The sequence below is a fragment of the Hominiventricola aquisgranensis genome (genome assembly GCF_040096225.1).
Lineage (GTDB): Bacteria > Bacillota > Clostridia > Lachnospirales > Lachnospiraceae > Hominiventricola > Hominiventricola aquisgranensis.
Genome location: NZ_JBBMFC010000034.1, coordinates 1 through 21,123, shown reverse-complemented (window position 1 = coordinate 21,123; position 21,123 = coordinate 1). Strand labels below are relative to the sequence as shown.

The 21,123-nt window shown below is 50.8% G+C and carries 29 protein-coding genes and 1 pseudogene; all 30 read left to right on the top strand.

All coding sequences use genetic code 11. The features are described 5' to 3' along the window. Positions 1-374: pseudogene (locus tag WMO62_RS14175) on the top strand (Flp pilus assembly protein CpaB); the annotation flags it as partial. 27 nt (positions 375-401) lie between these two features. Then, entirely contained in the window at positions 402-1,196 is a 795-nt protein-coding gene (locus tag WMO62_RS14170; protein ID WP_003499635.1) for a CpaE/TadZ family protein, read from the top strand. Continuing rightward, a complete protein-coding gene (locus WMO62_RS14165) occupies positions 1,189-2,565 on the top strand; it encodes a CpaF/VirB11 family protein (RefSeq protein ID WP_003499636.1) in 1,377 nt (458 codons plus the stop codon). The genes WMO62_RS14170 and WMO62_RS14165 overlap by 8 nt, the downstream gene beginning before the upstream one ends. After that, the gene (locus tag WMO62_RS14160; protein ID WP_003499637.1) at positions 2,566-3,498 is read left to right on the top strand and encodes a type II secretion system F family protein; all 933 of its coding nucleotides are present in this window, start codon (positions 2,566-2,568) and stop codon (positions 3,496-3,498) included. After that, a complete protein-coding gene (locus tag WMO62_RS14155) occupies positions 3,495-4,373 on the top strand; it encodes a type II secretion system F family protein (protein WP_050624192.1) in 879 nt (292 codons plus the stop codon). The genes WMO62_RS14160 and WMO62_RS14155 overlap by 4 nt, the downstream gene beginning before the upstream one ends. Before the next feature lie 185 nt (positions 4,374-4,558). Further along, on the top strand, positions 4,559-4,705 hold the full coding sequence (locus tag WMO62_RS14150) for a hypothetical protein (RefSeq protein WP_006873413.1): 147 nt from the start codon (positions 4,559-4,561) through the stop codon (positions 4,703-4,705). Positions 4,706-4,766: 61 nt separating this feature from the next. Then, the gene (locus WMO62_RS14145) at positions 4,767-4,988 is read left to right on the top strand and encodes a DUF6133 family protein (protein WP_003499639.1); all 222 of its coding nucleotides are present in this window, start codon (positions 4,767-4,769) and stop codon (positions 4,986-4,988) included. An 83-nt stretch (positions 4,989-5,071) separates the two neighbouring features. Continuing rightward, positions 5,072-5,419 carry a hypothetical protein gene (locus WMO62_RS14140; protein WP_003499640.1) on the top strand — a complete coding sequence of 116 codons (348 nt, stop codon included), beginning with the start codon at positions 5,072-5,074 and terminating at the stop codon, positions 5,417-5,419. A 56-nt stretch (positions 5,420-5,475) separates the two neighbouring features. Continuing rightward, positions 5,476-5,883 carry a zinc-finger-containing protein gene (locus tag WMO62_RS14135; RefSeq protein ID WP_243139228.1) on the top strand — a complete coding sequence of 136 codons (408 nt, stop codon included), beginning with the start codon at positions 5,476-5,478 and terminating at the stop codon, positions 5,881-5,883. Between the two features lie 16 nt (positions 5,884-5,899). Further along, a complete protein-coding gene (locus tag WMO62_RS14130) occupies positions 5,900-6,481 on the top strand; it encodes a sigma-70 family RNA polymerase sigma factor (protein WP_050624190.1) in 582 nt (193 codons plus the stop codon). Between the two features lie 60 nt (positions 6,482-6,541). Then, on the top strand, positions 6,542-7,237 hold the full coding sequence (locus tag WMO62_RS14125) for a hypothetical protein (protein WP_003499643.1): 696 nt from the start codon (positions 6,542-6,544) through the stop codon (positions 7,235-7,237). A 2-nt stretch (positions 7,238-7,239) separates the two neighbouring features. Further along, on the top strand, positions 7,240-7,698 hold the full coding sequence (locus WMO62_RS14120; protein ID WP_308459193.1) for a hypothetical protein: 459 nt from the start codon (positions 7,240-7,242) through the stop codon (positions 7,696-7,698). Positions 7,699-7,870: 172 nt separating this feature from the next. Then, on the top strand, positions 7,871-8,479 hold the full coding sequence (locus tag WMO62_RS14115; RefSeq protein WP_003499645.1) for a hypothetical protein: 609 nt from the start codon (positions 7,871-7,873) through the stop codon (positions 8,477-8,479). Positions 8,480-8,772: 293 nt separating this feature from the next. After that, a complete protein-coding gene (locus WMO62_RS14110) occupies positions 8,773-9,174 on the top strand; it encodes a single-stranded DNA-binding protein (RefSeq protein ID WP_003499646.1) in 402 nt (133 codons plus the stop codon). A 116-nt stretch (positions 9,175-9,290) separates the two neighbouring features. After that, positions 9,291-10,106 (top strand): hypothetical protein, encoded by an 816-nt coding sequence (locus WMO62_RS14105; RefSeq protein ID WP_003499647.1) that lies wholly within the window; start codon positions 9,291-9,293, stop codon positions 10,104-10,106. 201 nt (positions 10,107-10,307) lie between these two features. Then, complete coding sequence (locus WMO62_RS14100) at positions 10,308-11,225, top strand: DUF932 domain-containing protein (protein WP_227589411.1); 918 nt, start codon at positions 10,308-10,310, stop codon at positions 11,223-11,225. A gap of 37 nt (positions 11,226-11,262) precedes the next feature. Next, positions 11,263-12,096 carry a hypothetical protein gene (locus WMO62_RS14095; protein WP_003499649.1) on the top strand — a complete coding sequence of 278 codons (834 nt, stop codon included), beginning with the start codon at positions 11,263-11,265 and terminating at the stop codon, positions 12,094-12,096. Positions 12,097-12,199: 103 nt separating this feature from the next. Continuing rightward, positions 12,200-12,739, top strand: a complete 540-nt coding sequence (locus WMO62_RS14090) for a hypothetical protein (RefSeq protein WP_003502011.1) — start codon at positions 12,200-12,202, stop codon at positions 12,737-12,739. A 63-nt stretch (positions 12,740-12,802) separates the two neighbouring features. After that, the gene (locus tag WMO62_RS14085; RefSeq protein ID WP_003502009.1) at positions 12,803-13,048 is read left to right on the top strand and encodes a hypothetical protein; all 246 of its coding nucleotides are present in this window, start codon (positions 12,803-12,805) and stop codon (positions 13,046-13,048) included. Between the two features lie 104 nt (positions 13,049-13,152). Beyond that, complete coding sequence (locus WMO62_RS14080; RefSeq protein WP_003502007.1) at positions 13,153-13,836, top strand: YkgJ family cysteine cluster protein; 684 nt, start codon at positions 13,153-13,155, stop codon at positions 13,834-13,836. Positions 13,837-13,871: 35 nt separating this feature from the next. Continuing rightward, positions 13,872-14,300 (top strand): DUF6809 family protein, encoded by a 429-nt coding sequence (locus WMO62_RS14075; RefSeq protein WP_003502005.1) that lies wholly within the window; start codon positions 13,872-13,874, stop codon positions 14,298-14,300. Positions 14,301-14,340: 40 nt separating this feature from the next. Continuing rightward, positions 14,341-14,778, top strand: coding sequence for a hypothetical protein (locus WMO62_RS14070; RefSeq protein WP_270224393.1), 438 nt, complete (start codon positions 14,341-14,343; stop codon positions 14,776-14,778). Positions 14,779-14,953: 175 nt separating this feature from the next. Beyond that, entirely contained in the window at positions 14,954-15,493 is a 540-nt protein-coding gene (locus tag WMO62_RS14065; protein ID WP_003502000.1) for a hypothetical protein, read from the top strand. Further along, complete coding sequence (locus WMO62_RS14060) at positions 15,490-15,981, top strand: adenylosuccinate lyase (RefSeq protein WP_227589412.1); 492 nt, start codon at positions 15,490-15,492, stop codon at positions 15,979-15,981. The genes WMO62_RS14065 and WMO62_RS14060 overlap by 4 nt, the downstream gene beginning before the upstream one ends. Before the next feature lie 118 nt (positions 15,982-16,099). Next, a complete protein-coding gene (locus WMO62_RS14055; protein WP_331465188.1) occupies positions 16,100-17,329 on the top strand; it encodes an ATP-binding protein in 1,230 nt (409 codons plus the stop codon). Positions 17,330-17,430: 101 nt separating this feature from the next. Continuing rightward, the gene (locus WMO62_RS14050; RefSeq protein ID WP_227589413.1) at positions 17,431-18,030 is read left to right on the top strand and encodes a hypothetical protein; all 600 of its coding nucleotides are present in this window, start codon (positions 17,431-17,433) and stop codon (positions 18,028-18,030) included. Between the two features lie 48 nt (positions 18,031-18,078). After that, on the top strand, positions 18,079-19,173 hold the full coding sequence (locus tag WMO62_RS14045) for a DUF4313 domain-containing protein (RefSeq protein ID WP_227589414.1): 1,095 nt from the start codon (positions 18,079-18,081) through the stop codon (positions 19,171-19,173). Beyond that, positions 19,170-19,493: a hypothetical protein gene (locus WMO62_RS14040; protein WP_006874331.1), complete on the top strand. Its 324-nt coding sequence runs from the start codon at positions 19,170-19,172 to the stop codon at positions 19,491-19,493. Before WMO62_RS14045 ends, WMO62_RS14040 begins: the two co-directional genes overlap by 4 nt. Positions 19,494-19,621: 128 nt before the next feature. Then, positions 19,622-20,329: a DUF4313 domain-containing protein gene (locus WMO62_RS14035; RefSeq protein WP_227589415.1), complete on the top strand. Its 708-nt coding sequence runs from the start codon at positions 19,622-19,624 to the stop codon at positions 20,327-20,329. Positions 20,330-20,355: 26 nt separating this feature from the next. After that, positions 20,356-21,012 (top strand): hypothetical protein, encoded by a 657-nt coding sequence (locus WMO62_RS14030; RefSeq protein ID WP_227589416.1) that lies wholly within the window; start codon positions 20,356-20,358, stop codon positions 21,010-21,012. Positions 21,013-21,123: the final 111 nt, after the last annotated feature.

Sequence of the window (21,123 nt, the reverse complement as noted above, 5' to 3'; positions counted from 1 at the left end):
TTGTCAAAGTATTGTCCGTCACAGACTCAGACGGCATCAATGTGGATAATGCCAAGGAGCCCACGGAGGATGAAGAAAAGCAGCAGTCAGCCACCATCACTGTGCTGGCAAGCCCTGAACAGGCGAAGATCATTACCGGTCTTGAAAATGACGGCGTAGCTCATGTGGCTCTTATCTCCCGCAACAATGACAAACTGGCAGATGAGCTGCTTGCCGAGCAGGATAAGACTCTGCAGGAAATCTACTTCCCCGAAACTTTGATTGAGGAAGAAGCTGCAGATGCGGAAAATTCTGATGTTGAAAGTGAACCCCAGGAAACGGAAACTGCAGAGTCTGCACAATCCACTAATGAAACTGCACCCTCGGCAGAATAATCAAATCAAGGAAGGAGGATCTTCGTTATGGGTAAAGTTATCACCGTCTGGGGAAGCCCCGGCAGCGGCAAATCCATGTTCTGCTGTATTCTGGCCAAAGCCCTGACCCGGGACAAGCGGAAAGCCATCATTATCAATGCCGATATGAATGTCCCTATGCTGCCGGTCTGGCTACCGGAGCAGATCATCCAGACCAATACCTCTATCGGCCAGGTTTTGAGCAGTGTGGAGATTGATACATCTCTGGTCGCCAGTCATGTGACAGTGCTGAAAAACTATCCCTTCATTGGGATGATGGGCTATGCGGCAGGAGAAAACCCGCTGAGCTACCCAGAGGTCAAATATACCATGGTACTGCAGCTCATTCATGCTGCCGCCAAACTGGTAGATTTCGTCATTCTGGACTGCAGCACCAGCATGACCAATGTGTTCACTCCCGCCGCCATTGAAGCCGGCGATGTGGTCATCCGTATCCTCACCCCGGACCTAAAGGGCATCAACTACCTGAAAGCCCATCAACCTCTGCTTGTGGACGAGCGCTTCCGGTTTTCTGAGCATATGACATTCGCCGGTCTGGCCCGTCCCTTCCACGCCTTGGATGAAATGGGCTATATCATTGGCGGGTTTGACGGCCTGCTTCCCTACAGTAAGGAGATCGACCGCTGTGCTACCGAAGGCGGTATGTTCAAGGCTATCACCTACTGTAACCCCAAATACACTGCTTCACTGAACAAGGTACTGGAAATTCTGGAGCAAATGGAACTGGCCGAACAGTCAGAGGATGATGCAGCGTATGAATGTGAGGAGGATGCCGATGAGTAATTTGAATGATATATTCTTCACACCGGCCGCCAATCAGGAGCTGACCTATGACCAGGTACTGGAGGATGTACAGCGGTATTTTGCCGAAAACCATGCCTCCACCATTGCTGAAGCTGGGGAAGGCAATGCAGAGCGTGCCACAAGCCTGCTGAAAGAACTGATGGAACACTACATTGTCAAACGCAAATATGCCCTTGACGGGCTCTCTACAAAAGAACTGTGTTCCAAGCTCTATGAAGACATGGCCGGCTACTCCTTTTTGAAGAAATGGATCTATAAGCCTGGTGTTGAGGAGGTCAACATCAACGCCTACAACGACATTGAAGTGATCGAATCCAGTGGGCGCAGTATCAAGATCTCTGATAAATTCAGTTCGCCCCAGCACGCCATCGATGTGATCCGCCGAATGCTCAACGCCTGCGGCATGGTCATTGATGATACTATGCCCAGCATTGTGGGATTTCTGGACAAAAACATCCGTATTTCAGTGGACAAAACTCCCATTGTGGATGCAGATGTAGGCGTCAATGCCTCCATCCGTATTGTCAACCAGCAGACCGTCAGTGAAGAAAAACTGCTGAACTCCGGCAGTGCCACCGCTGAAATGCTTCACTTTCTGACTGCCTGTATACGATATGGGGTGTCCGTCTGCATTGCCGGCTCCACCGGCTCCGGCAAGACCACGATCATGGCCTGGCTGCTGTCCAATGTGCCCAATAACCGGCGCCTTATTACCATTGAAGAAGGCAGCCGCGAATTTGATCTGGTCAAGCGGGATGCACAGGGCAATATCCTCAATTCCGTGGTACATCTGCTGACCCGCCCCAGCGAGAACCCTGCGCTGAACATCAATCAGGATTTTCTTCTGGAGCGGGTGCTGCGTAAGCATCCGGATGTCATCGGTGTAGGTGAAATGCGGTCAGCGGCAGAAAGCCTGTCCGCAGCCGAAAGTTCCCGCACCGGCCATACCGTATGTACCACCATCCACTCCAATTCCTGCAACAGTACTTACCGCAGGATGATGACCCTTGCCAAACGCAAGTACAACATGGATGACTCCATCCTCATGCAGATCATGGTAGAGGCGTATCCCATCATCGTCTTTACCAAGCAGCTGGAGGACCGTTCCCGTAAGATCATGGAAATCATCGAGGGCGAGGACTACCAGGACGGGCGGTTGATCGCCCATTCCCTATACAAATATGAAGTGGAGGACAATGTAACTGATGACCGTGGTGAAACCCGTGTGGTGGGGCACCATAAAAAAATCGGCTTGATCTCCGATTCCTTGAAGAAAAGGCTGTTGGACAATGGCATTTCCAACAAGGAATTGGAAGAATTCATGCAGCCGCCAAAGGAGGTGGGTTAATTGCAATGGATCTATCTTATCTGTTTTATCCTGCTCAGTGCTGGGCTTTTGGCTCTGTTTGGTGTGAAGCCGGGTGATTTTATTGACGCCCTCTTCCGCTCCCAGCGAAAATCCGCCACCTTGTCTGATGAACTGAATGTTCTTCTGGGCACACCAGCCAAGGGTTTTTTTAATCAGGATTACGAACTGAAACAGATCTTGAAGGGTACCGGACGGGCGGACCGCTATGAGGCAATAAAACGACTGTCCCTGATTCTGTTCGCTGTGGGGGCTGTGCTGGCTCTTTTGATTGGGAATGTGTACATGGTGCCCATTCTGGGTATCGGTTTTTCCCTTATACCGATCTGGTATCTGCGCAGCACTGCCGCCAGCTATAAAAAGCATCTGAATGAAGAACTGGAAACCGCTATTTCCATCATCACGACTTCCTACCTGCGCACCGAGGATCTGATCCGTTCTGTCAAGGAAAACCTGCCCTATATCAATGAGCCGGTAAAAGCCAACTTTGAAGCCTTCGTTTATGAAGCGGAATTGATCAATGCCAACATCACCAGTGCTATCAACAGCCTGAAGATGAAGATTCCCAACCGGGTCTTCCATGAATGGTGCGGTACCCTCATCCAATGCCAGTCCGACCGCAGTATGAAGAATACCCTGCCTACCATCAACCAGAAATTCTCCGATGTGCGTGTGGTGCAGTCGGAACTGGAGGCAATGATGCAAGGACCGCGGCGTGAAGCCATCACCATGATATTTCTGGTTATCGCCAATGTGCCGATGCTCTATTTCTTGAATGAGGATTGGTTCCACACCCTTATCTTCACCACACCGGGCAAAATTGCACTGGCAATCTGTGCAGCCATCATCCTGTTTGCGCTGACCCAGATTATGAAACTGAGCAAGCCCATCGAATATGGAGGTGATAGCGTATGACCTTTCTGGCGCTCATCGCCATCATCTTCTTCGGTTTTGCTGTCTACAACCTGACCTGTGCCTTTGTGGACATCCCGACCAAGAAGACCTCACAAATGATGATGCTCTCCCGCAAACAGCAGGGCACCAAAAATGAAAAGCTGCTTGATGTCTATGTGACAAAAATCGCCGGTTGGATCGCCCCTTATTTGCGGCTGGACCGGCTCAAGCGCAATAAGGTGCAACGCGCTCTGGACATTGCAGGTCTGCAGCTTACCCCGGAGGTCTATACAGCCAGAGCCTGGGTAACTGCAGGGGCAGTTGGCCTGTGTGCCATCCCCATGGCATTTCTTATTCCGCTGCTGGTACCTATTTTGATTGGCCTTGCGGTAGCGCTGTGGTTTTCAACCTACTATGCAGCCTTTGATTTTGTTAAAAAGCGCCGCAAACTGATCGAGGGAGAGATCCCCCGATTTGCTTTGACCGTCGGCCAGAGCCTTGAAAATGACAGGGATGTACTTAAAATTCTGACTTCCTACCGCCGTGTGGCTGGGAAAGACTTCGGCGCCGAGCTGGATCAGACCATTGCTGATATGAAGACCGGCAACTATGAAAATGCCCTCATTCGATTTGAAACCCGCATTGGCAGCCCCATGCTGTCCGATGTGATCCGTGGCCTGATTGGTGTCCTGCGCGGCGATGATCAGCGGATGTACTTCAAAATGATTACTTTCGATATGCGCCAGATCGAGCAGAACAATCTGAAGAAGGAAGCTGCCAAACGTCCCAAAAAGATTCAGCGTTACTCTATGATGATGCTGATTTGCATTATGATTATCTATCTGGTGGTGCTCTGTACCGAGGTTATGAGTTCGCTCGGGGCGTTCTTTGGCTAATTGGTATCCGACCCGGTACTTCCGGGCGTTTTCATACCTGCTCCTCATATGGAAGACAAATACACAGGGAGGTGAGCGTTTGTACCCAAGCGATTTTCCATAGCGACAGGCACATTATTTCCATTGGTCCTAACTGAGCCGGTCTGTTTCATCAGCCCGGCTTCATTTTTTACAGGAGAATGCCTATGCCCAAAAAGAAATTTTATCCGCCGAATGATACCGGCACCAAAAAACGCCGATTTCGTTGCTTGCTGTTCCAGCGGCCTAAAGCATATCCGAACCGGCCCCGTTCCAACAAAAACAATCTGATCAAGCCTATCCGCCGCGCTTAACAGACGGTGGACTTGATATACCTACCCAACCACAAATCAAACACATAACAGGAGGTTAACCATGAGAAAATTCACGACCCGTATCTATACCAAAGCCAACTATCTGCTCAACCGCGGCCGTATGGCATTGTCCAATCAGCGCGGCGATTTTTACATTTCGGATGCCGTCAAGATCATTATCGCCGTAGTTTTGGGTGCGCTGCTCCTGGCGGCTCTGACCCTCATCTTCAACGATACGGTCATCCCCCGCATCACTGAAGAGATTGAAAGTCTGTTCTCCTAAGCACCAAATCAGGGGCCAGTTTGCAGAACTTCTGCAGCTGGCCCCTTTTTTATTTGCAGATAACGACTAATGGAGGTGAAAGCATGAATCAAAAACCGTGTCAGTTCTATTCCTTTCTGCAGGCAGTCCGGGGTAACTGGCGCAACGCCCTGTTCATCCGCTGCAGCGGTTCACTTTGTCCAATGATCCGGCAGGCATCCTGTGAGGGGTTCCTGATGGCAGCAGACGCAGGCTGTCAGCCGATCTTTCTGTCCGTCCAGACAGTGCGGAAGCTGAGTGGAGAAGCAGTGGACCCCGAAGAATGCTCTGCAATTCTGGAGTGCCGCTCGTTCCGGACTGCTTATACCAAGTTTCTGGAATGGCATACCTCTTCGGACCATGTATGTCCGTTTTTACAGCTATGCCCAGACCGGGATACCTACTTCGGATGATTCTGCCTGTTAAGACGCAATGCCGCCGTCATCGGCGCGTAATGGAGGTGATTTTATTGAAACAAAAGCAAATCAAATGTCCTTATTGTCATGCTCACGCTTCTCTTCGGCCTGCAAGCCTTGTGTATGGATCTACTCCACAGACCAGAGGAAAATTCCTGTATGTCTGCGACAGATGGCCGGCCTGCAATGCCTATGTCAGTGCTCATGAGCGCACATTGCTCCCCATGGGGACACTGGCGAATGGCGATCTGCGCCACAAACGCATTCTGGCCCATCGTGCCCTAAAAAAACTGCAGCAGGACTGCCATATGGAAAAATGGGAGGTCTATATCTGGCTGCAAGCCAAACTGGGGCTTGATGCACACCAGACCCACATCGGCCAGTTTTCCGAATATATGTGTGAGCAAGTCATTTCCCTCTGTCAGCAGGCTCCGGCGTACACATCCGGGCGTGCTGCCTGAACGGAGGTGAAGCCTGATGAAGCAAAACTTTAAGCTTACCAAAGACCAGCAGACACTGGTAGAAAAAAACCTATCCATCGTTCACTGGGTCATTGTCAACAACATCCATGTAAATCCCGGCATCTGTGGTCTGGAGTACGGAGATCTGTTTCAGGAAGGATGCCTGTGGCTCTGCAAGGCCGCTTTTACCTACAATGCCGGACAGGCGCAGTTTTCAACCTACGCCAAAAAGGTTGTGAAAAATGGACTCCTCTCCTACTGCCGAAAAATCTGTAGTCAGGGGCGGCACATCAGTCGGCTGATCATCGGAGAACAGGGCGAGCTGGCCGCAGATGGAGAGCAGGTAGACCAGCCGGATGACCATTTTGACTCCCACCTTTCTCGTCTGGAGACCCTTGATCTGCTGGAAGCCAGCAAACAGAACTATCAGGGCGTTGCCAGACTTGGCATCGAAGCACTGGCGCTGAAGGTTCAGGGAATGCGCATTACAGACATCGCCGCCCTCTATCAAGTCCCTCCTTCCCATGTGGGCGCCTGGATCTCCCGCTCCCTGGAAAAACTTCGCAATGACCCTGACTTTTTAACCTGCCTGCTTTGATCTGTTGAAAATCAGCATCAATAACAGTAAGGGATATGTATAAAAAGGAGGTATCGAAATATGGCAATCAAAACCCTATACACTGCGGTCGGCCGGTTTGAACGAAGGACAAACGGCTGCAACCGCAGTTGTCCAATCATCCTGTTAGGCGGTCAGGAGTACATGGCCGATATGCAGGAAATGGTGATTTGGAGCATGCTCAACTGGAGAATCCTGCGCTGGGATGACATCGCACAAGAATACGAAAAGCTAGCCACCGCATCCGGTTACTGTACCGAGCGTTCTTGGGAAGACTGTACAAACCGACTGCTTACCCGCGGTCTTCTGGTATCCGGCAGCGGTGAAACAGAATACGATGCTCTGTATGACCTGCTTGGTTCGCTCAGCATTATCCCAACCAGCGGACCGTTCTTCCTCCGGCTCGCCTCTTTTGTCAAGCTGACGCTGCTGGCACATGTTCCGGTATCCGCTGCGCGGAAACTGTTCCAGAAAGATAAACGCACCAAATACGAAGTTCTGGTCATGCGCCTTGCCGGCCAAGCCCTGCTCTCCACTGCAGAGATCATCAAGTGCATAGATAAAAATATTTCCCGCCTCCCCAATGAATGTGCGCTTTTGGATTCCCTCTACGGAGATGAAACGACCACCAGTGACAACATTGCCAGCATGGTCAAAATCAGCCAGAGCAGCAAGCCAGTGACATTAGCCGTTGCCAATCTTTATCTGCGGCAGCAGATTATCTTTGAGAGGGTATGAGCATGATGAAACAATGGACTCTTTTTCCCACCGTATTGCAGCGAAAGTTTCTGCTCACTCTGCTGGCCGGAATCGCCAGTGCGGGAATCAGCGTCATCATCTGCGTGGCGACTAAAGATCATATCCTGCTGGCATTGGGGATTGTCGTACTCTGCGCCTGTCTTATATCCTGTCGATGGATCTGGGCGACTGCAGCACATAAGAACTACGAGGTAGTGGAAGGCATCTGCGCCGGTATCAGTACACCTATGCTCCGCCACTACCGCAAAGTACATCTGATAGACAGCCATGGTATAGAGATCACACTGCTTCTCAGTAAATCGGCCCGGCTTAAAATAGGCGCACCCTACCGATTTTACTTTCAGAAAGGGGCGCGGCCTGCCGTGGGAAATGACTATCTGGACGCAGCCCTTTCAACGAACAGCTTTTTGGGCTATGAAGCAATCAGCGAGCCGGAGTAACATCCCGATCCGTCCTCTGAATCCTAAAAATGCGAGGTGGTTTTGAGCCACCTCGCTTTCTTAAAGGGCATTTTGCAAATCACAATGACCAACGCCTGATTTCCTTATATTTTGCAGAATACATTCCTTCTGTCCCTATTTATTGGGTAGATCAAGGAAAGGAGGGTTTCCTATGTATAAGCCCCATACCATCGAACAATATAAAGTCTATCGCTTTCTGGAAGAAAACTTTGCGCTGGAGCATTTCCTGCTCGCTCCTTTGTCGCGCTTCGGACTGATGCTGGAGGACAAAACCGGTGAAAAAATCGCGTTTGCCTTTCTCAATGACTGTGTACAGGAAATACCTATACCAGCTCCAGCTGCTCCAGAAACAGTAATCGCTTTTCTAAAGCAATTCCGCAGCCTTACGCCCCGCCCAGTCGTCCATGACTTTGAAGCGCTGACCCGCTGGTGGCTGGACAATCCCAACCCGCTTACCTACCAGCAGGCACTTGGTATGTCCGATGATCTCTACCACCATTTTCTGTCCCATCCTTTGATCAGTGAAGATGACGCCCTTCGGCTGGCACGCAAAGGACTCGTTACCGAATCGGAATATAATGACCTGCAGCTATGGTATTTCAACGGCCATACAATGTCCTGCTGGTTTGGTCCTCTGGGAGTAGATGGCACCGGAAGCCTATACGGCCTGACCTTTGACTATCAAACGGCATCCCCAACAAAGACTCAGTTCTACCTATTGGATGACTACTACCGCGTTATGAACCATCTTACAGAGTAAAACCTTTTCAACTACTACATATCGTACTTGTCGCTGGCTATAAATCTATATATAGTGTTTTACATCTTGACAGGCACAAGATGCAGTGCTATACTGTATCTGTAATTGATTTTTGTGCGTATCCCATTTGGGAATACAGGTCTTTTTGATCTGTACCGTAGGCCAAAAGCCTGCATTGCACACGCTGTTAAGTTTGTATGCAAGTGTCAGTGATTTTTTGCGCCCTTTTAGGGTCGAAAAACTGCTGGCACTTTTTTATATAGATAATAATGCCAATGGCAGAAAGGAGTGTTATGGCACAGATTTTTGTGTTCGGGCGCGTCATGAACGACCTCGTACCCAAAGAAAGCCAGTCCAAACAAAGCTATGTATGCTTTGATCTGATGGAACGCACCAAAAACTGGACGCAGTTCTATCAGGTGTGGGCCTGGGATGCAGATGTCACCCGGCTCATGCAATTCAAGGTCAAAAAAGGCAGTATGATCTGGCTTGCCGGCTCACAGCGGCTGGTAGATGTTCGCATGAAGGACGGCAAATTGGAAAAGAAACTGAAGGTCAGTCTAAATGACTTCGGTTTTCTCCCCAAACAGCCCGCCGCGGCGAACAGACAAGAGAATGACCCGGACATTACGGCGGAACCCGCACTGCCTCCCGCGGAGGTATTGGACGGTGACCGTGAATCCCTGCCGGAGTAGTTTACTTCGGCTCCTAAGAGGGACCGTATCAAGTTTTTCAGAATGAAACTGAAAGCTTGGTGCGGTCCCTCTTTTTTTGTTTTCCAACAAATTCAGAAAAAAGGATGGTATCAAACATGAATAATGACAGAGGACTTTTGAGTGGCAGCATCACGATCCTGATTGGTGCGGTCATCGCAATTATGGCTCTCGTGCGCAGGCCCTGGCAGATCTGGCTGCTGCTGGGCGTTTTCACTCTCTGGGGACTGTGGGTAGTTTTGATCCTGCTTCTCCCCTATATGCAGCAGGCCCAACGGCGTCGCCAGCGTCAACAGCGCACCAGACAGCTCCATGCAGAAGGCATCCAAACACGAAGTTTTGAGATTCCTGACTTGGGCGGCACCAACTCCGATGACCTTCTGGTGCGCCACACCAACCATCGTATTCTGGCATATCTGCGCTCCGCTTATCCGCAAGCCACCTTCGAGTGGTGTGAAAAGCAGCCGGAGCAGCTGATCCGCAATGGCGGTACCGGCCGAATCCGTGTGTTTGGCATTGACGAGTTTGATCACGCCGATGTGACACTGGATCAGAACGCCAATATCAAATGCGATATGGTCAAAATCGTTCCGCTGTCCAAGGTCGGCGGAGAAACTAACGAGGATGATGCAACACCTCCGAACAGGCAGCCTGTTGATCCCCGTATCTGGTATGAAACGCAAGGACGCTCTGTACTGGAAGCACTGATCTCCGACCTTAATTCCCGTGGGCACAGTAAACTGACGCTTCGGGAAGACGGTGATATCTGCATTGAGCAGGGCGAAGATGCTGTTTCTCAGGAGCATCTGAACAACTTTCCCCAGAAGGTCTACTGGCCCCGTCTGGCAGAGGTTCTGGAAAGCAATGGTCTGGCCGCTGAAGTCACTGCCCAGGGCATTCAGGTGTCCTGGTAATGCTTCTGCTGCCAAGGAACACAGAGAAAGGAGTGAACTTGACGAATGAAATCAGGACTTACCATCGTGGAAATGGCACAGCAGATTGAACGCCAATCCAAACTCAAGCAAGACTATTTGCTTGATACCCGTCGGCTTCAAGTAGAACCTTTTGGTTCTCAACTTTATCTCCACACCTTTGATGACCACGATGACCCACTGGTGGAGCCACTGGAGATCAACCAGATCGCCCATCGGCAGATCGGCACACATCTGAAGATTCCGGCTGCTTACTATGACCGTATGCTTTCCGATTATCCGGAACTGCTGGCGGAGAATGTGAATTCCTGGTTCCAGCGGGAACCGACCCAGCGTATGGTCCGCACCCTGGATGGCACTGTACGGGCGTTTTTGAGCAACCGCTATCGCCGCATTGACAACCTGGACATTGCAGAAATCGTCCTTCCTGTCATTCAGCAAATGGAGGACGCCTATTTTGAAAGCTGCCAGATCACGGACAGCCGTATGTACATCAAGGTAGTCAACAAGCGGCTTGAAGCCGAAGTTGTACCCGGTGACATCGTGCAGTCCGGCGTTATCATCAGCAATAGTGAGGTTGGACTGGGTTCCGTCAACATCCAGCCTTTGGTCTATCGGCTGGTATGCAGTAACGGCATGGTTGTCAACGATGCCCAGACTCGCCGTACTCACATCGGACGGGTCAATGAGGCAGACGAAAACTTCCAACTGTTCTCACAGGAGACATTGGCCGCTGATGACCACGCATTTGCCATGAAGATCAAGGATACCGTGATGGCCGCCGTGGATGAAACACGGTTTACACGGGTAGTCGGCATGATGCGTGAAGCCACAACCGTCCAGATGAATACCACTGATATTCCCAGTGTTGTCCGTCTGGCAAGCAAGGATTTCAATATCACCGAGGAAGAAAGCACCGGCGTTCTGCAGCGTCTGATTGAAGGCAAGGATCTGACCCTCTATGGGCTATCCAATGCCGTAACACGCTTTAGTCAGGATGTGGACAGCTATGACCGCGCCACTGCCCTGGAGGGGATCGGATACAATATCCTGTCCATGCCCCGGCAGCAGTGGAACCGTATCAATCAGATGGCCGCCTGACCATCTGCAACCATCACATTTTTAAGGAGGAACCACTATGTATAATCAGAACAGCGATTTGATGAAACAGGAAAAATTCATGCTCCCCACTATGATCGAAAGCGATTTCAGCGCCGAGGAACTGGCCGAGGACGCCGATGGTCTGCAGATGAGCTTTCCGCGTGTCAAGATTCCCGCCGGCGGCACACTCCAGTTCGAGATGCCGTCCGATGATCCGGACAATCCTGACTATGAAAAGACTCTGGTAGGCGTCATTCTGCATAGCCACGCCACCTGCGCCTACTGGCCGGCCGGCAGCGAGTACGATGACGATACCACGCCGCTTTGTTCTTCTGCGGATGGCAAGATCGGCATCGGTACACCCGGCGGTGCCTGCGCCACCTGCGCAATGAACCGCTTTGGTTCTGCACCTGATGGCAGCAAGGGAAAAGCCTGCAAAAATATGCGTATACTCTACCTGCTCCGCAGTGGAGAGTACATGCCTCTGCAGATAAATCTGCCCCCCACCAGCATCAAACCTTTCAAAGACTTTTTGAATCGAGCTTTTATGTTCCGCTGCCGCGCCACCTGCGGAAGCATCGTGCAGATTGGTCTCAAGCGTGAGAACAACGGCACCAATGACTACAGTGTTGCTACCTTCAAACTGCTGCAGGATTTCCAGGGCGAGGAACTGGCTCAGATCCGGGCTTACGCCAACAGTTTTAAGGAGCAGATCAAACTCCTGCTCCAACAGCGTACCGAAATCACTGAGGAGCAGCGCGACACCGGCTGCGATTATGTAATCGAGCCTGGCGCCATGACCAACGAGCCGGCAGACGGTCACTATACTGTCAGCCAGATCAATGGTGACTGCGAGCAGCTGCCCGCATAAGTATCTTGATGTGACCTGCGCCACATGACACATGAACAAAGGGATGCCTTCGGTTGAACACACCGGAGGTATCCCTCTTTTTTTATTTAAGGAGGAAAATACAATGTTATGTGAAGTACCATTAACCAAAGAACAACAGGCATTTGCCACCGCCCATCATAGCCTGGTCTATAAGTTTCTGAACGAAAACCGGTTGCCAGAAGATGAATTTTACGATGTAGTCATTTTCGGCTATCTGAAAGCCGTTCGGGATTACTTTTCTGATCTCACCGCACAACAGTTCACTTTTTCCACCATCGCTAATCGGAGAATGAAATTCTGCTTATTCGATTACTTCCGTACCCAGGAGCGCCGCAAGCGCAATATGGAGGTTCTCAGTATTCATGTCGGATTATATCCTGATGGTGCACCTTTAGAAGATACCATTCCTGCCCATGACCCAATCATGCAGCAGTTGGAAATGGATCTTCTGCTCCACGAACTGGCCGGCAGAGTATCCAAGCAGCAAATGGATATTGTGCATCTGAAACAGGGCGGCTATGGTATCCGTGAGATTGCCCGCACCCAGAAGGTTCCTATGCGGCGCATTAAAGAGCTTCTGGCCGAAGTCCATGATGTGCTGTTGGACATTTGCTATGGGTAAACCCATTACAGATACGAAATACCCTTACATCCACATTTTCAAAAAGATTGGAGGTCAAACCGAATGAAGAAAGAAAAGAAACAGATCGTTTTGAATGGTTCTCTGCTACGTCCACTGTCTGTTGGGCGGGGTGCGCTTCTGCACGCCGGAGGAAACATCTACCACACTTCGCGTGTGGTGGCGATTCTGGAGGAGTCGGAGGATTGCGTCCGTTTTGAAACGCAGAACTCCCACTACCATCTGTCCATGTCCCCTTTTCCGCTGGCGGCTGTCAGTCCGCTCCCTGTGAGATTGGCCGCATGTGCGTGAAGGGACTGTAAATGGATTGGAACAGCCGGCTCCCGCTGACTATTCCACAAGTTCTGGCCGTGGCGGATACCATTCCGTCACGGCTCTTTTTATGGAGGAACAAAATGAACGAAGAAATCATGAATGAAATTCAACCAGTCCGCCCCAAAGACCAGTTTACCTTTTCCTGCCGTCAATGCGGGGCGTGCTGCCGCAATATCGAAGGCTGTGTAATGGTGGAGAGTCTGGACGCCTACCGCCTGGCTCGCTATCTCCGAACAAAAGGTGAGCCCATTGAAGGAATAGAGGATTTCCTGTTCCGCTACTGCGAACCGGAACCACTGACCGAAGAAGGCTTCCCTATCTATATGCTCAAGACAAAAGCCCCAAACGGCCCCTGTATCTTCCTTATGGATGGGCGCTGTTCCGTCTACCCTGCCCGTACCCGTACCTGCCGTATCTATCCTCTTACCGTAGGTCCAGGGGAGCGTGGCCGTGATTTTGAATACTGCCTGTGTCTGGACCGGCACCGGAGCCACTTTACCGGCAGCCGGGTATCCGTCAAGGACTGGTTGTATCAGAATTTTAAGAGGGAAGACAAAGAATATGTAAAGCGGGAATATGAGATCGCCACCGAACTGGGCAAACTGATGCGCGCCATTGACCCTGACATGCGGCAGGGCATTGTATTCAAGGTGATCTACTACCGCTATTACAATTTTGATTTAGACCAGCCTTTTCAGCCTCAGTATGAGCAGAATAACCGGCACCTGTTAGCAGACCTGCACCGGATTGCCAGGGAACAGTAAAAGGCAAATGGCTTTTAGAAAGGGGGCCTCATTTTATGAATTTACACGAAACAGCAATGGGGCAAAGATTTTTTAATGTTCAGCTCCCTGCACTGATCAACACACTCAAAGATATTGCGGCGGCGCTTTCCCGCCCTGCACCATCTGCTATATCCTTTCCGGCAGACCCACGCTTTCTCACTTCGCTCTATTATGGCGAATATGAAGCAGATGTGTTCAAGCTTGATAAACGCCTCACACCTTTTAATCAGGCAGTACAACAGAAAGAAAAAGCTCTGCTCCCGCTGCTCTCCAACGAGGCATCCATCGCTTTTGAACAGTATCAGACTGCGGTACAATGCCGCAATTCTGCTGTATTGGAGCAGGCATACGCCTCTGGTTACCGTACCGCTGTGCAGATGTTTGCGGCAGGCTTAGGCCCACAGCCGCCAATACCGGAACATGAGGAGGATAGCAATGGATGAGAACAGACTGCCCGAACTGCCCCAGGAAGCTTTTCGGCCAATGATCGCACAATCAGTCCAACTGGAACAGTTTTTGGGGGAAGAACTGATTTTTTGCTTTCGGGATCTTGATGGCGTCCATACCTTTACTACCTGCTATGGCGATATCTACAAAACAGTCAACGCACTGCGGGATTATGTCCGGCTTCTGGAATCGGTGTGCGATCAGTGGGAGCTGACTGGATTCCATCGTGCTACCTATGAGTACCATGCAGAAAAGCTACGTAAAATTGCGGACAAGCTGCAAGCTGGTATCGGCTACGACTATGACAAAGCCGTGGAACGATGCAAAAGAAAACGAGCCCAAAAGTCCCACAGCAGCGATGTCGGGGAAGATGCCCTTCTGCTGACGGTACGGGCTGCCGACAAGTCCACTGACAATGAAAAGGAGGCTGCGCCTTATGAGGAAGATACCCCTTGGGAACCTGAACTCGAATAACCCTATAAAAACATCTGTTAAAAAGTATCATGCAAACGTTGCCCGGCAATCTTCCAGAGAACGGAACCGATTGCTGGCCTGCAAGAGCTTTGCGTTTACCCACGCCAATGTGCATGAGCACTGCCGCCACTTCCGGCGCGGATAACCGCCCGGAAGTTACCCACGGAGGATGCCTATGGAACGAGATGAACTACGCACCACTTTAGTGAACCATCTGGAAACCCTGCGGCGCAATCTGCAGGTCGTATCCATGGAGGTGCTGAAAACCAAGTACAAAAAACCATTTGATGCCTTGCGGCAAGACATCTGTAAAGCCGCTACCGCCTATACCCGCTTTCTGGTATTTGACGGTATGCGGATCAAACACAAATACTTTGATGAGGCCGTACCCTATATAGATGCAGCTGTGAAGCAAACCAAGCGGCTCAAACAGATCTCAGATGCTGCCTTTCAGCGCCAGGATATTGACGAGATCGAATCCCTCGCCCTTGCCCTGCGCAAAGAGATAGAAGCAGCTCTGCAGCCCTTCTATATGGGACATATGTGCCTTTATGTGACGCCGGAATGCTTTGACGACCCGCCCAAGACGCCGGAAGTCTACAACGATGCAACCGCCTGCGTCTGGCGGGATGGTACATGGCAGCTTCTGGAGGATACCAGCAATGGGTTCCTACTCTTTGTTCAATCCAAATCCAAGGAGGAAGCTGCCGCATGAAAAATACATCTCAGCAATATCTAAACAGCGAAGCACACGGTTATCTCATGGAGGCCAAAGCCTGCAAGCTTTTGCTCAAAGACTTGGAGCGCATCCGCGCCAAGCTCAAGCGGCACATCGAAAAGGAAGCCGCAGACCGCGAGGCAGAATTTGAAGCAGCTATGCAATACCATAGCGAAAGCGACATCCAGGAAGCCTACGGCTGGGAATTCATCAGCGAACAGCAATATGAGCGCTATCTGGAATTGTTTCGTCAGGGACGCAAAGCACTTGACGAACACAGCCCCACTGTTACAGAACTGGCTCTCTCCATCCTGAACCGCATCTTTCTGGATATTGATAGGGACTGCCGCCAATGCGAGTTTGAAGCCCTGTCACCGGAAGAACAGCTTGCCGAGTTGAAGCGTGCTGAAGAATCCAGACAGGCATGGAAGCAGTATATCGCCAGTCTGAAGGAAATGATCAACCCCTCCGCTGCGCAGGAATGACCCTTAAAATCGCTACTGAAATTTACTTTGCAGACTGCCTACTTGCAAAATCAGATTTTTTCGGCTAAAATAGGTATATAATAATATATCAGCCGAAATTAAGAAAGGAGGAACGCCTGTGTATATCACCCGACACATGGAGAAACCGGTGATGGAGCTGAATGAACAGTATCCTGTGCTTCTGCTTACCGGCCCAAGGCAGGTTGGAAAAACTACCATGCTGGAACATTTGATAGAGGTCGAGGGCAAGGGGCGCAAAAAGGTCTCTTTGGATGATCTGACGCTGCGGGAACTCGCCAAGACGGACCCAAAGATGTTCTTTCAGCTGTATCAGCCGCCGCTGCTCATTGACGAAGTGCAATACGCACCGGAACTGTTCCCATATATCAAAATCATGGTAGATGAACGCCATCAGCCCGGCGATTTCTGGCTGACGGGTTCTCAGCTTTTCAAGATGATGGAGGGCGTACAGGAATCTCTGGCAGGCCGGGTGGCTCTGCTCCACCTCTCACCGCTTTCCCAGAGTGAGATCATGAAACGGCCTCCTGAACCACCGTTCAGCCTGGAGCTGCCTCTTTTGTCCGAACGGCAGAACGGACGCCAAATGCTGAACACGCCAGAGGTCTTTCAGCATATCCATCAGGGCGGGATGCCTGCCCTGGTCACAGGAACCTATTCCAATGCCTCCATCTTCTATTCCAGTTACATTGACACTTACATGGAACGGGATGTGCGGCGGCTGTCCAATGACATTGACAGCTTGAAGTTTTTGCGGTTCCTGCGTTCTGTTGCCGCCAGGACTTCCCAGCAGGTCAATTACAAGGGCATTGCCGATGATGCGGAGATCGACCAGACCACAGCCAAAAACTGGCTTCATGTTCTGGAGGCGCTGGGGATCATCTTTTTATTGGAACCCTATTCCAATAATGTCCTCAAACGCACCGTATCCACACCCAAGCTCTACTTCTACGACTCCGGCATTGTCTGCTACCTGACCCGTTGGAGCAGTCCGGAGACAGCCATGGAAGGAGCCATGAGCGGCGCACTACTGGAAAACTATACCGTAGCGGAAATCATCAAGACCTATCAGAACGCCGGCCAGGAGCCATTCCTGTACTATTACCGGGATAAGGATGCCAGAGAAATCGACCTGATCCTGGAGCGTGACGGAAAACTGTTTCCCATCGAGATCAAAAAGATGGCCTCGCCGCCAAAGAAATTGACGAAGGTATTTGACCTGATCGACAAGTCCCCACTGCAGCGCGGCACTGGTGCTATCCTGTGCATGGCTGACCAGTTGGGCGCTTTTGATCAGAACAATCTGATCGTGCCTATCTCTTTGATTTAACGAGGAACCCTGCCGCATTACCTGCGGCTTATAACCGAAAGGATCGACAGACTGCATTTAGCGGCCTGCCGGTCCTTTTTTCATTTAGGAGGAAACACCTGATGATAAAACGACAAATATCTTTTCTGTTTGAAGATCCCGGATTCTGTATAGATGTATTCTGCACCATTGCAGAACCGGTACGCTACTACAACCGGGATACCGAAAGCGGCGCATGGTACAGCTCTACACCGGACTGGAATGAAAATGGCAGTCTCATCCGGGAAGACCTCATCTTTGAAGTGATTGCAGATGGCGTAGTCTGTGCACTGGACGGCAATGGTAACTTTGAAGGCAAGAAACCCTTCGTACCTTTCTGCCAATTCCGCCAATCGCTGGTGCAGTCCGTTCATACACAATATCCGCACCTGCAGAATCAGGAAGCACTAAGGGAAAAGCTGCTCTCCCTGCCGGATGTCATAGAAACGGTTGGGCATGGTTGGTACTGGGAAAACTGGCTCTTTGCCACCGATTTTGAGAACACCGTTGAGGAAGCCGTAGACTCAGCTGAATGGCTAAATAGTCAGTTCCACATTCTGGCTGTCCGCTATACCCACAAGCCCACCGGCTTTGTGTTTACCAACTACCGTTTCCGGGACAAAAGAGCCGAAGCCAAATCTTCCGGACATGACCTACTGCTCTATGACTGGAAAGACCAATGACCACACTGCGTCAAAAAATGCAGCAACTATACACAAGGAGGATGCAAAATGAAAATCCACGAAGATCGTTCTCATATGAATATTGATACCAGATGGTTTGAAAAAGGCTATGTCAAAGAAGATGTCCACTCCCTGCGCCTGCAGTCTCTATGCACCGAAGCAGAGGCAGCAGCCAACAAACAGTTTTACGACAGCCACACCCGCGAAGAATGGGATCAGTATATCCGCCAAGCAAGTTTGGAGAGCAGCGCAGCAATGAAACCCGTCATGGAAGCTATCGCACAGGACTTTGTCTGCTACCAGTATGACGAAAATATCCCTGTGTCCTATGGCAGCGACCGATGGGACCTGTACTTCTGGTGTAATCCCTTTAACGGCGCCGCAGACGCATCCGAACGGGATTTCTCATATTTCACGCTGACCTTTAACGAGCGTCAGACGCTGGAGAAACGAAAAAAAGTCTGTCAACAGGTGCTGGAGCTCCTATGCTCACGCTTTCAGGAGCATCCCCATCTCCATGTAGCCGTACAGTATTCCATATGGTTTGACCATCCGAAGATCCACGATGCGGTGGAGCGCGCAAAGCCCCGTCTGCATGGGCTGCGCTGTATCCAGGAGCAAAAAGAAGGAAAGCTGCTCCTGCAGGACGGTACCCTGCTCTTCAAGCCAAAATACGCAAAGAAATATGCCCGCACGCTGAGCCAGAGCCAGATTCTGTCCCTTAGTTGGGAACTGGGCGTGGAGGACGAAGAACCTGATACCGATGCGGCACCTGTTACCTTGCCTTACAAGAAATTTGGCGCCACGCACCCCATCCAGCTGCAGGTGACTTCCTACCTGAATGGAAACCTTGCCATACAAATGGTGACATGGGAAAGCGGCGACCCGGAACCCTGGGCGACTCTCACCGTCAACCTGCCCGGCCAACGGCAAAAAGACCATGCCTTTATCGACACCAATGCCGATTCGGAATTTCCCACCTGGCTCATCCGACATGGTCTGGCTATCCCAACCGGCCGCACCATGCAGAGTGGGTTCTGCACCTATCCTGAATATCGTTTTCGTGCCAACCGGCTGCAGGAGCTGGACCCGGAAGGGTATGCAGGCTACCTGAAAAACTTTGAAAGGCGGTGCAGCGCATGAAATATAAGGCAATTTATGATGTACTGAATGAAAGGCGGCAGACTACCCCCGGTTTCTGTTACCATGACCGCAGCGGCTGGCGTGCTTACCCCCAGACCTACATGACCATGCAGTGCCCTTTATGGATTATTGCTGAAGATGCTGCCACGGGCAGGCGTCTGTGGATCACTCAGGAGGGCACCCGATTTAGCATTTCCATTCGAAGGATGGATGAACAGCGGCACAACTATGGCCCTACCTATCGCATTACTTGTGAAAACAGGACAAAGCTGGCTCAGGTTCTGCGCTATCAGTTCGAGTCAAAAACTTTGGCTGTGTAGCTGACGATGACCAGAGAGGAACTGCATTCCTCTCCCTGCTCCGGTTTCCTTGTCCGGAACACACACTAAGAAGCACCGGAAATCTGCATTTTTGCAGACGTCCGGTGCTTCTTTGGAGGAAAACGCTTATGAATACTCTCGCATTTACGCTGGGCGAATACCGATCCCAGCTGACTTTGAAAATCAGTACCTATCCCAACGGCAATCTCGCCATCAAGCTTTATGAAAAGGATCACGGCATCCTGATTTTTTGGGAAACCCTTACCACCAACTTAACCGGAATCCGGCCCGACCACTGCGCTTTCATCAATATAAAAGCCGCAGACGGACTTTTTCCAGTCTGGCTGTCAGACAATCACCTTGCGGAACCTACCGGGCAAATTCTTGAATCGGATGGCTGCCTTTACCCTGAATACCTGTTTAATGGCAAAGAACTGGATGCCCTGGATCATGAGGGGCATACCCTCTACATCCGGCGGCAGAAAGGCGAGCTGGGGCGCCGCTTTGAGCGGCTGTATCTTGCCCTGCGAAGACTGGCGCGAGAAATCAACGGATTCAGCTACACCGATTACAGCGGCTGGCGGTGTCTGGATGGGAGTTCCTCCACCCTGCCCCTCTGGATCGAGGCATTTGACCCTTCTCATGGCCGCAAATTCATCTTCACGCAGAAAGGTCCCGCACTCCAAACTACCATCCTCTATGCAGATGGTACAGAGAAGCAGCGCATCTATCGGCGTAAAGAGGACATGGCAACCGAGCTGATGGCCATGTTTCAGGAAGAATTGCGTGTCTACCCTCCCTGGTCTGAAGACCGGAGGAAACGGTACGAATATTAAAGGAATAAAATTAGGAGGACATCATCATGAAGATCCATATCTATCCCAAATCCATGTTGGAAACCGTATGGCAGCAGGACAAACTGCTGTTTACCCCAGAAGCGGAGCAACCACCCCTGTGTCTTCGATGTGGGCAGCCACTGGACCACCGGCTGGTCATCAACGCCCTGAGCCGCTATGCAGATGTCCATATCTGCGAGGCGTGCGGTATGGATGAAGCCCTGCGTGATGCCAACCGTTGCCCACTTCCTCTAACAGAATGGGCAGCTGTCAAAAACGGTTTGAGCCAGCAGCAGACCGATTTTGAAGCTCCGCTGCTGACTACTTCCTGCACCTTTGAAGATCTATTCCAGCAGGGTTCCCGGCCTGCCAGCGAGATAGCCTATTCCCGTTCTGATTATGATGGATGGAAATGGTGGACCACTTGGCATCAGTGCCAAAAGAGCGCGCCCATTCTGGAAGCTGCCCATGAAATTGATGCTTTCCAGAATGCGCTGTTCCAACTGCCGGAGTTTCGGAATTTGGACACCTTGACACGGTTCTGCCGAGGGTACGCCCAACCCACCAGCGAGCCCACCGAATTCAATTTGTATTCGGAAACTGCTCACTTTTATATCTGGCTGCGGTTGATTACCAGGCGTCGAGATTATAATGCCTATGTGCATTACTATCTGAAAGGTTAAAAAGTCTGCAACGCACCGGATACAGTATGCCTATCGACTCTGTATTCGGTGCATTTTTCTCTATGAAATAGTTATTTATTTTTATGTACACTTATAAAATCTTGTTGCAAA

Bases quoted from the DNA above. Each gene is read 5' to 3' on its own strand.
- WMO62_RS14170 (WP_003499635.1), top strand. From the start codon at position 402: ATGGGTAAAGTTATCACCGTCTGGGGAAGCCCCGGCAGCGGCAAATCC.
- WMO62_RS14165 (WP_003499636.1), top strand. From the start codon at position 1,189: ATGAGTAATTTGAATGATATATTCTTCACACCGGCCGCCAATCAGGAG.
- WMO62_RS14155 (WP_050624192.1), top strand. From the start codon at position 3,495: ATGACCTTTCTGGCGCTCATCGCCATCATCTTCTTCGGTTTTGCTGTC.
- WMO62_RS14150 (WP_006873413.1), top strand. From the start codon at position 4,559: ATGCCCAAAAAGAAATTTTATCCGCCGAATGATACCGGCACCAAAAAA.
- WMO62_RS14145 (WP_003499639.1), top strand. From the start codon at position 4,767: ATGAGAAAATTCACGACCCGTATCTATACCAAAGCCAACTATCTGCTC.
- WMO62_RS14140 (WP_003499640.1), top strand. From the start codon at position 5,072: ATGAATCAAAAACCGTGTCAGTTCTATTCCTTTCTGCAGGCAGTCCGG.
- WMO62_RS14130 (WP_050624190.1), top strand. From the start codon at position 5,900: ATGAAGCAAAACTTTAAGCTTACCAAAGACCAGCAGACACTGGTAGAA.
- WMO62_RS14125 (WP_003499643.1), top strand. From the start codon at position 6,542: ATGGCAATCAAAACCCTATACACTGCGGTCGGCCGGTTTGAACGAAGG.
- WMO62_RS14120 (WP_308459193.1), top strand. From the start codon at position 7,240: ATGATGAAACAATGGACTCTTTTTCCCACCGTATTGCAGCGAAAGTTT.
- WMO62_RS14115 (WP_003499645.1), top strand. From the start codon at position 7,871: ATGTATAAGCCCCATACCATCGAACAATATAAAGTCTATCGCTTTCTG.
- WMO62_RS14110 (WP_003499646.1), top strand. From the start codon at position 8,773: ATGGCACAGATTTTTGTGTTCGGGCGCGTCATGAACGACCTCGTACCC.
- WMO62_RS14105 (WP_003499647.1), top strand. From the start codon at position 9,291: ATGAATAATGACAGAGGACTTTTGAGTGGCAGCATCACGATCCTGATT.
- WMO62_RS14095 (WP_003499649.1), top strand. From the start codon at position 11,263: ATGTATAATCAGAACAGCGATTTGATGAAACAGGAAAAATTCATGCTC.
- WMO62_RS14090 (WP_003502011.1), top strand. From the start codon at position 12,200: ATGTTATGTGAAGTACCATTAACCAAAGAACAACAGGCATTTGCCACC.
- WMO62_RS14085 (WP_003502009.1), top strand. From the start codon at position 12,803: ATGAAGAAAGAAAAGAAACAGATCGTTTTGAATGGTTCTCTGCTACGT.
- WMO62_RS14080 (WP_003502007.1), top strand. From the start codon at position 13,153: ATGAACGAAGAAATCATGAATGAAATTCAACCAGTCCGCCCCAAAGAC.
- WMO62_RS14075 (WP_003502005.1), top strand. From the start codon at position 13,872: ATGAATTTACACGAAACAGCAATGGGGCAAAGATTTTTTAATGTTCAG.
- WMO62_RS14070 (WP_270224393.1), top strand. From the start codon at position 14,341: ATGATCGCACAATCAGTCCAACTGGAACAGTTTTTGGGGGAAGAACTG.
- WMO62_RS14065 (WP_003502000.1), top strand. From the start codon at position 14,954: ATGGAACGAGATGAACTACGCACCACTTTAGTGAACCATCTGGAAACC.
- WMO62_RS14060 (WP_227589412.1), top strand. From the start codon at position 15,490: ATGAAAAATACATCTCAGCAATATCTAAACAGCGAAGCACACGGTTAT.
- WMO62_RS14050 (WP_227589413.1), top strand. From the start codon at position 17,431: ATGATAAAACGACAAATATCTTTTCTGTTTGAAGATCCCGGATTCTGT.
- WMO62_RS14045 (WP_227589414.1), top strand. From the start codon at position 18,079: ATGAAAATCCACGAAGATCGTTCTCATATGAATATTGATACCAGATGG.
- WMO62_RS14040 (WP_006874331.1), top strand. From the start codon at position 19,170: ATGAAATATAAGGCAATTTATGATGTACTGAATGAAAGGCGGCAGACT.
- WMO62_RS14035 (WP_227589415.1), top strand. From the start codon at position 19,622: ATGAATACTCTCGCATTTACGCTGGGCGAATACCGATCCCAGCTGACT.
- WMO62_RS14030 (WP_227589416.1), top strand. From the start codon at position 20,356: ATGAAGATCCATATCTATCCCAAATCCATGTTGGAAACCGTATGGCAG.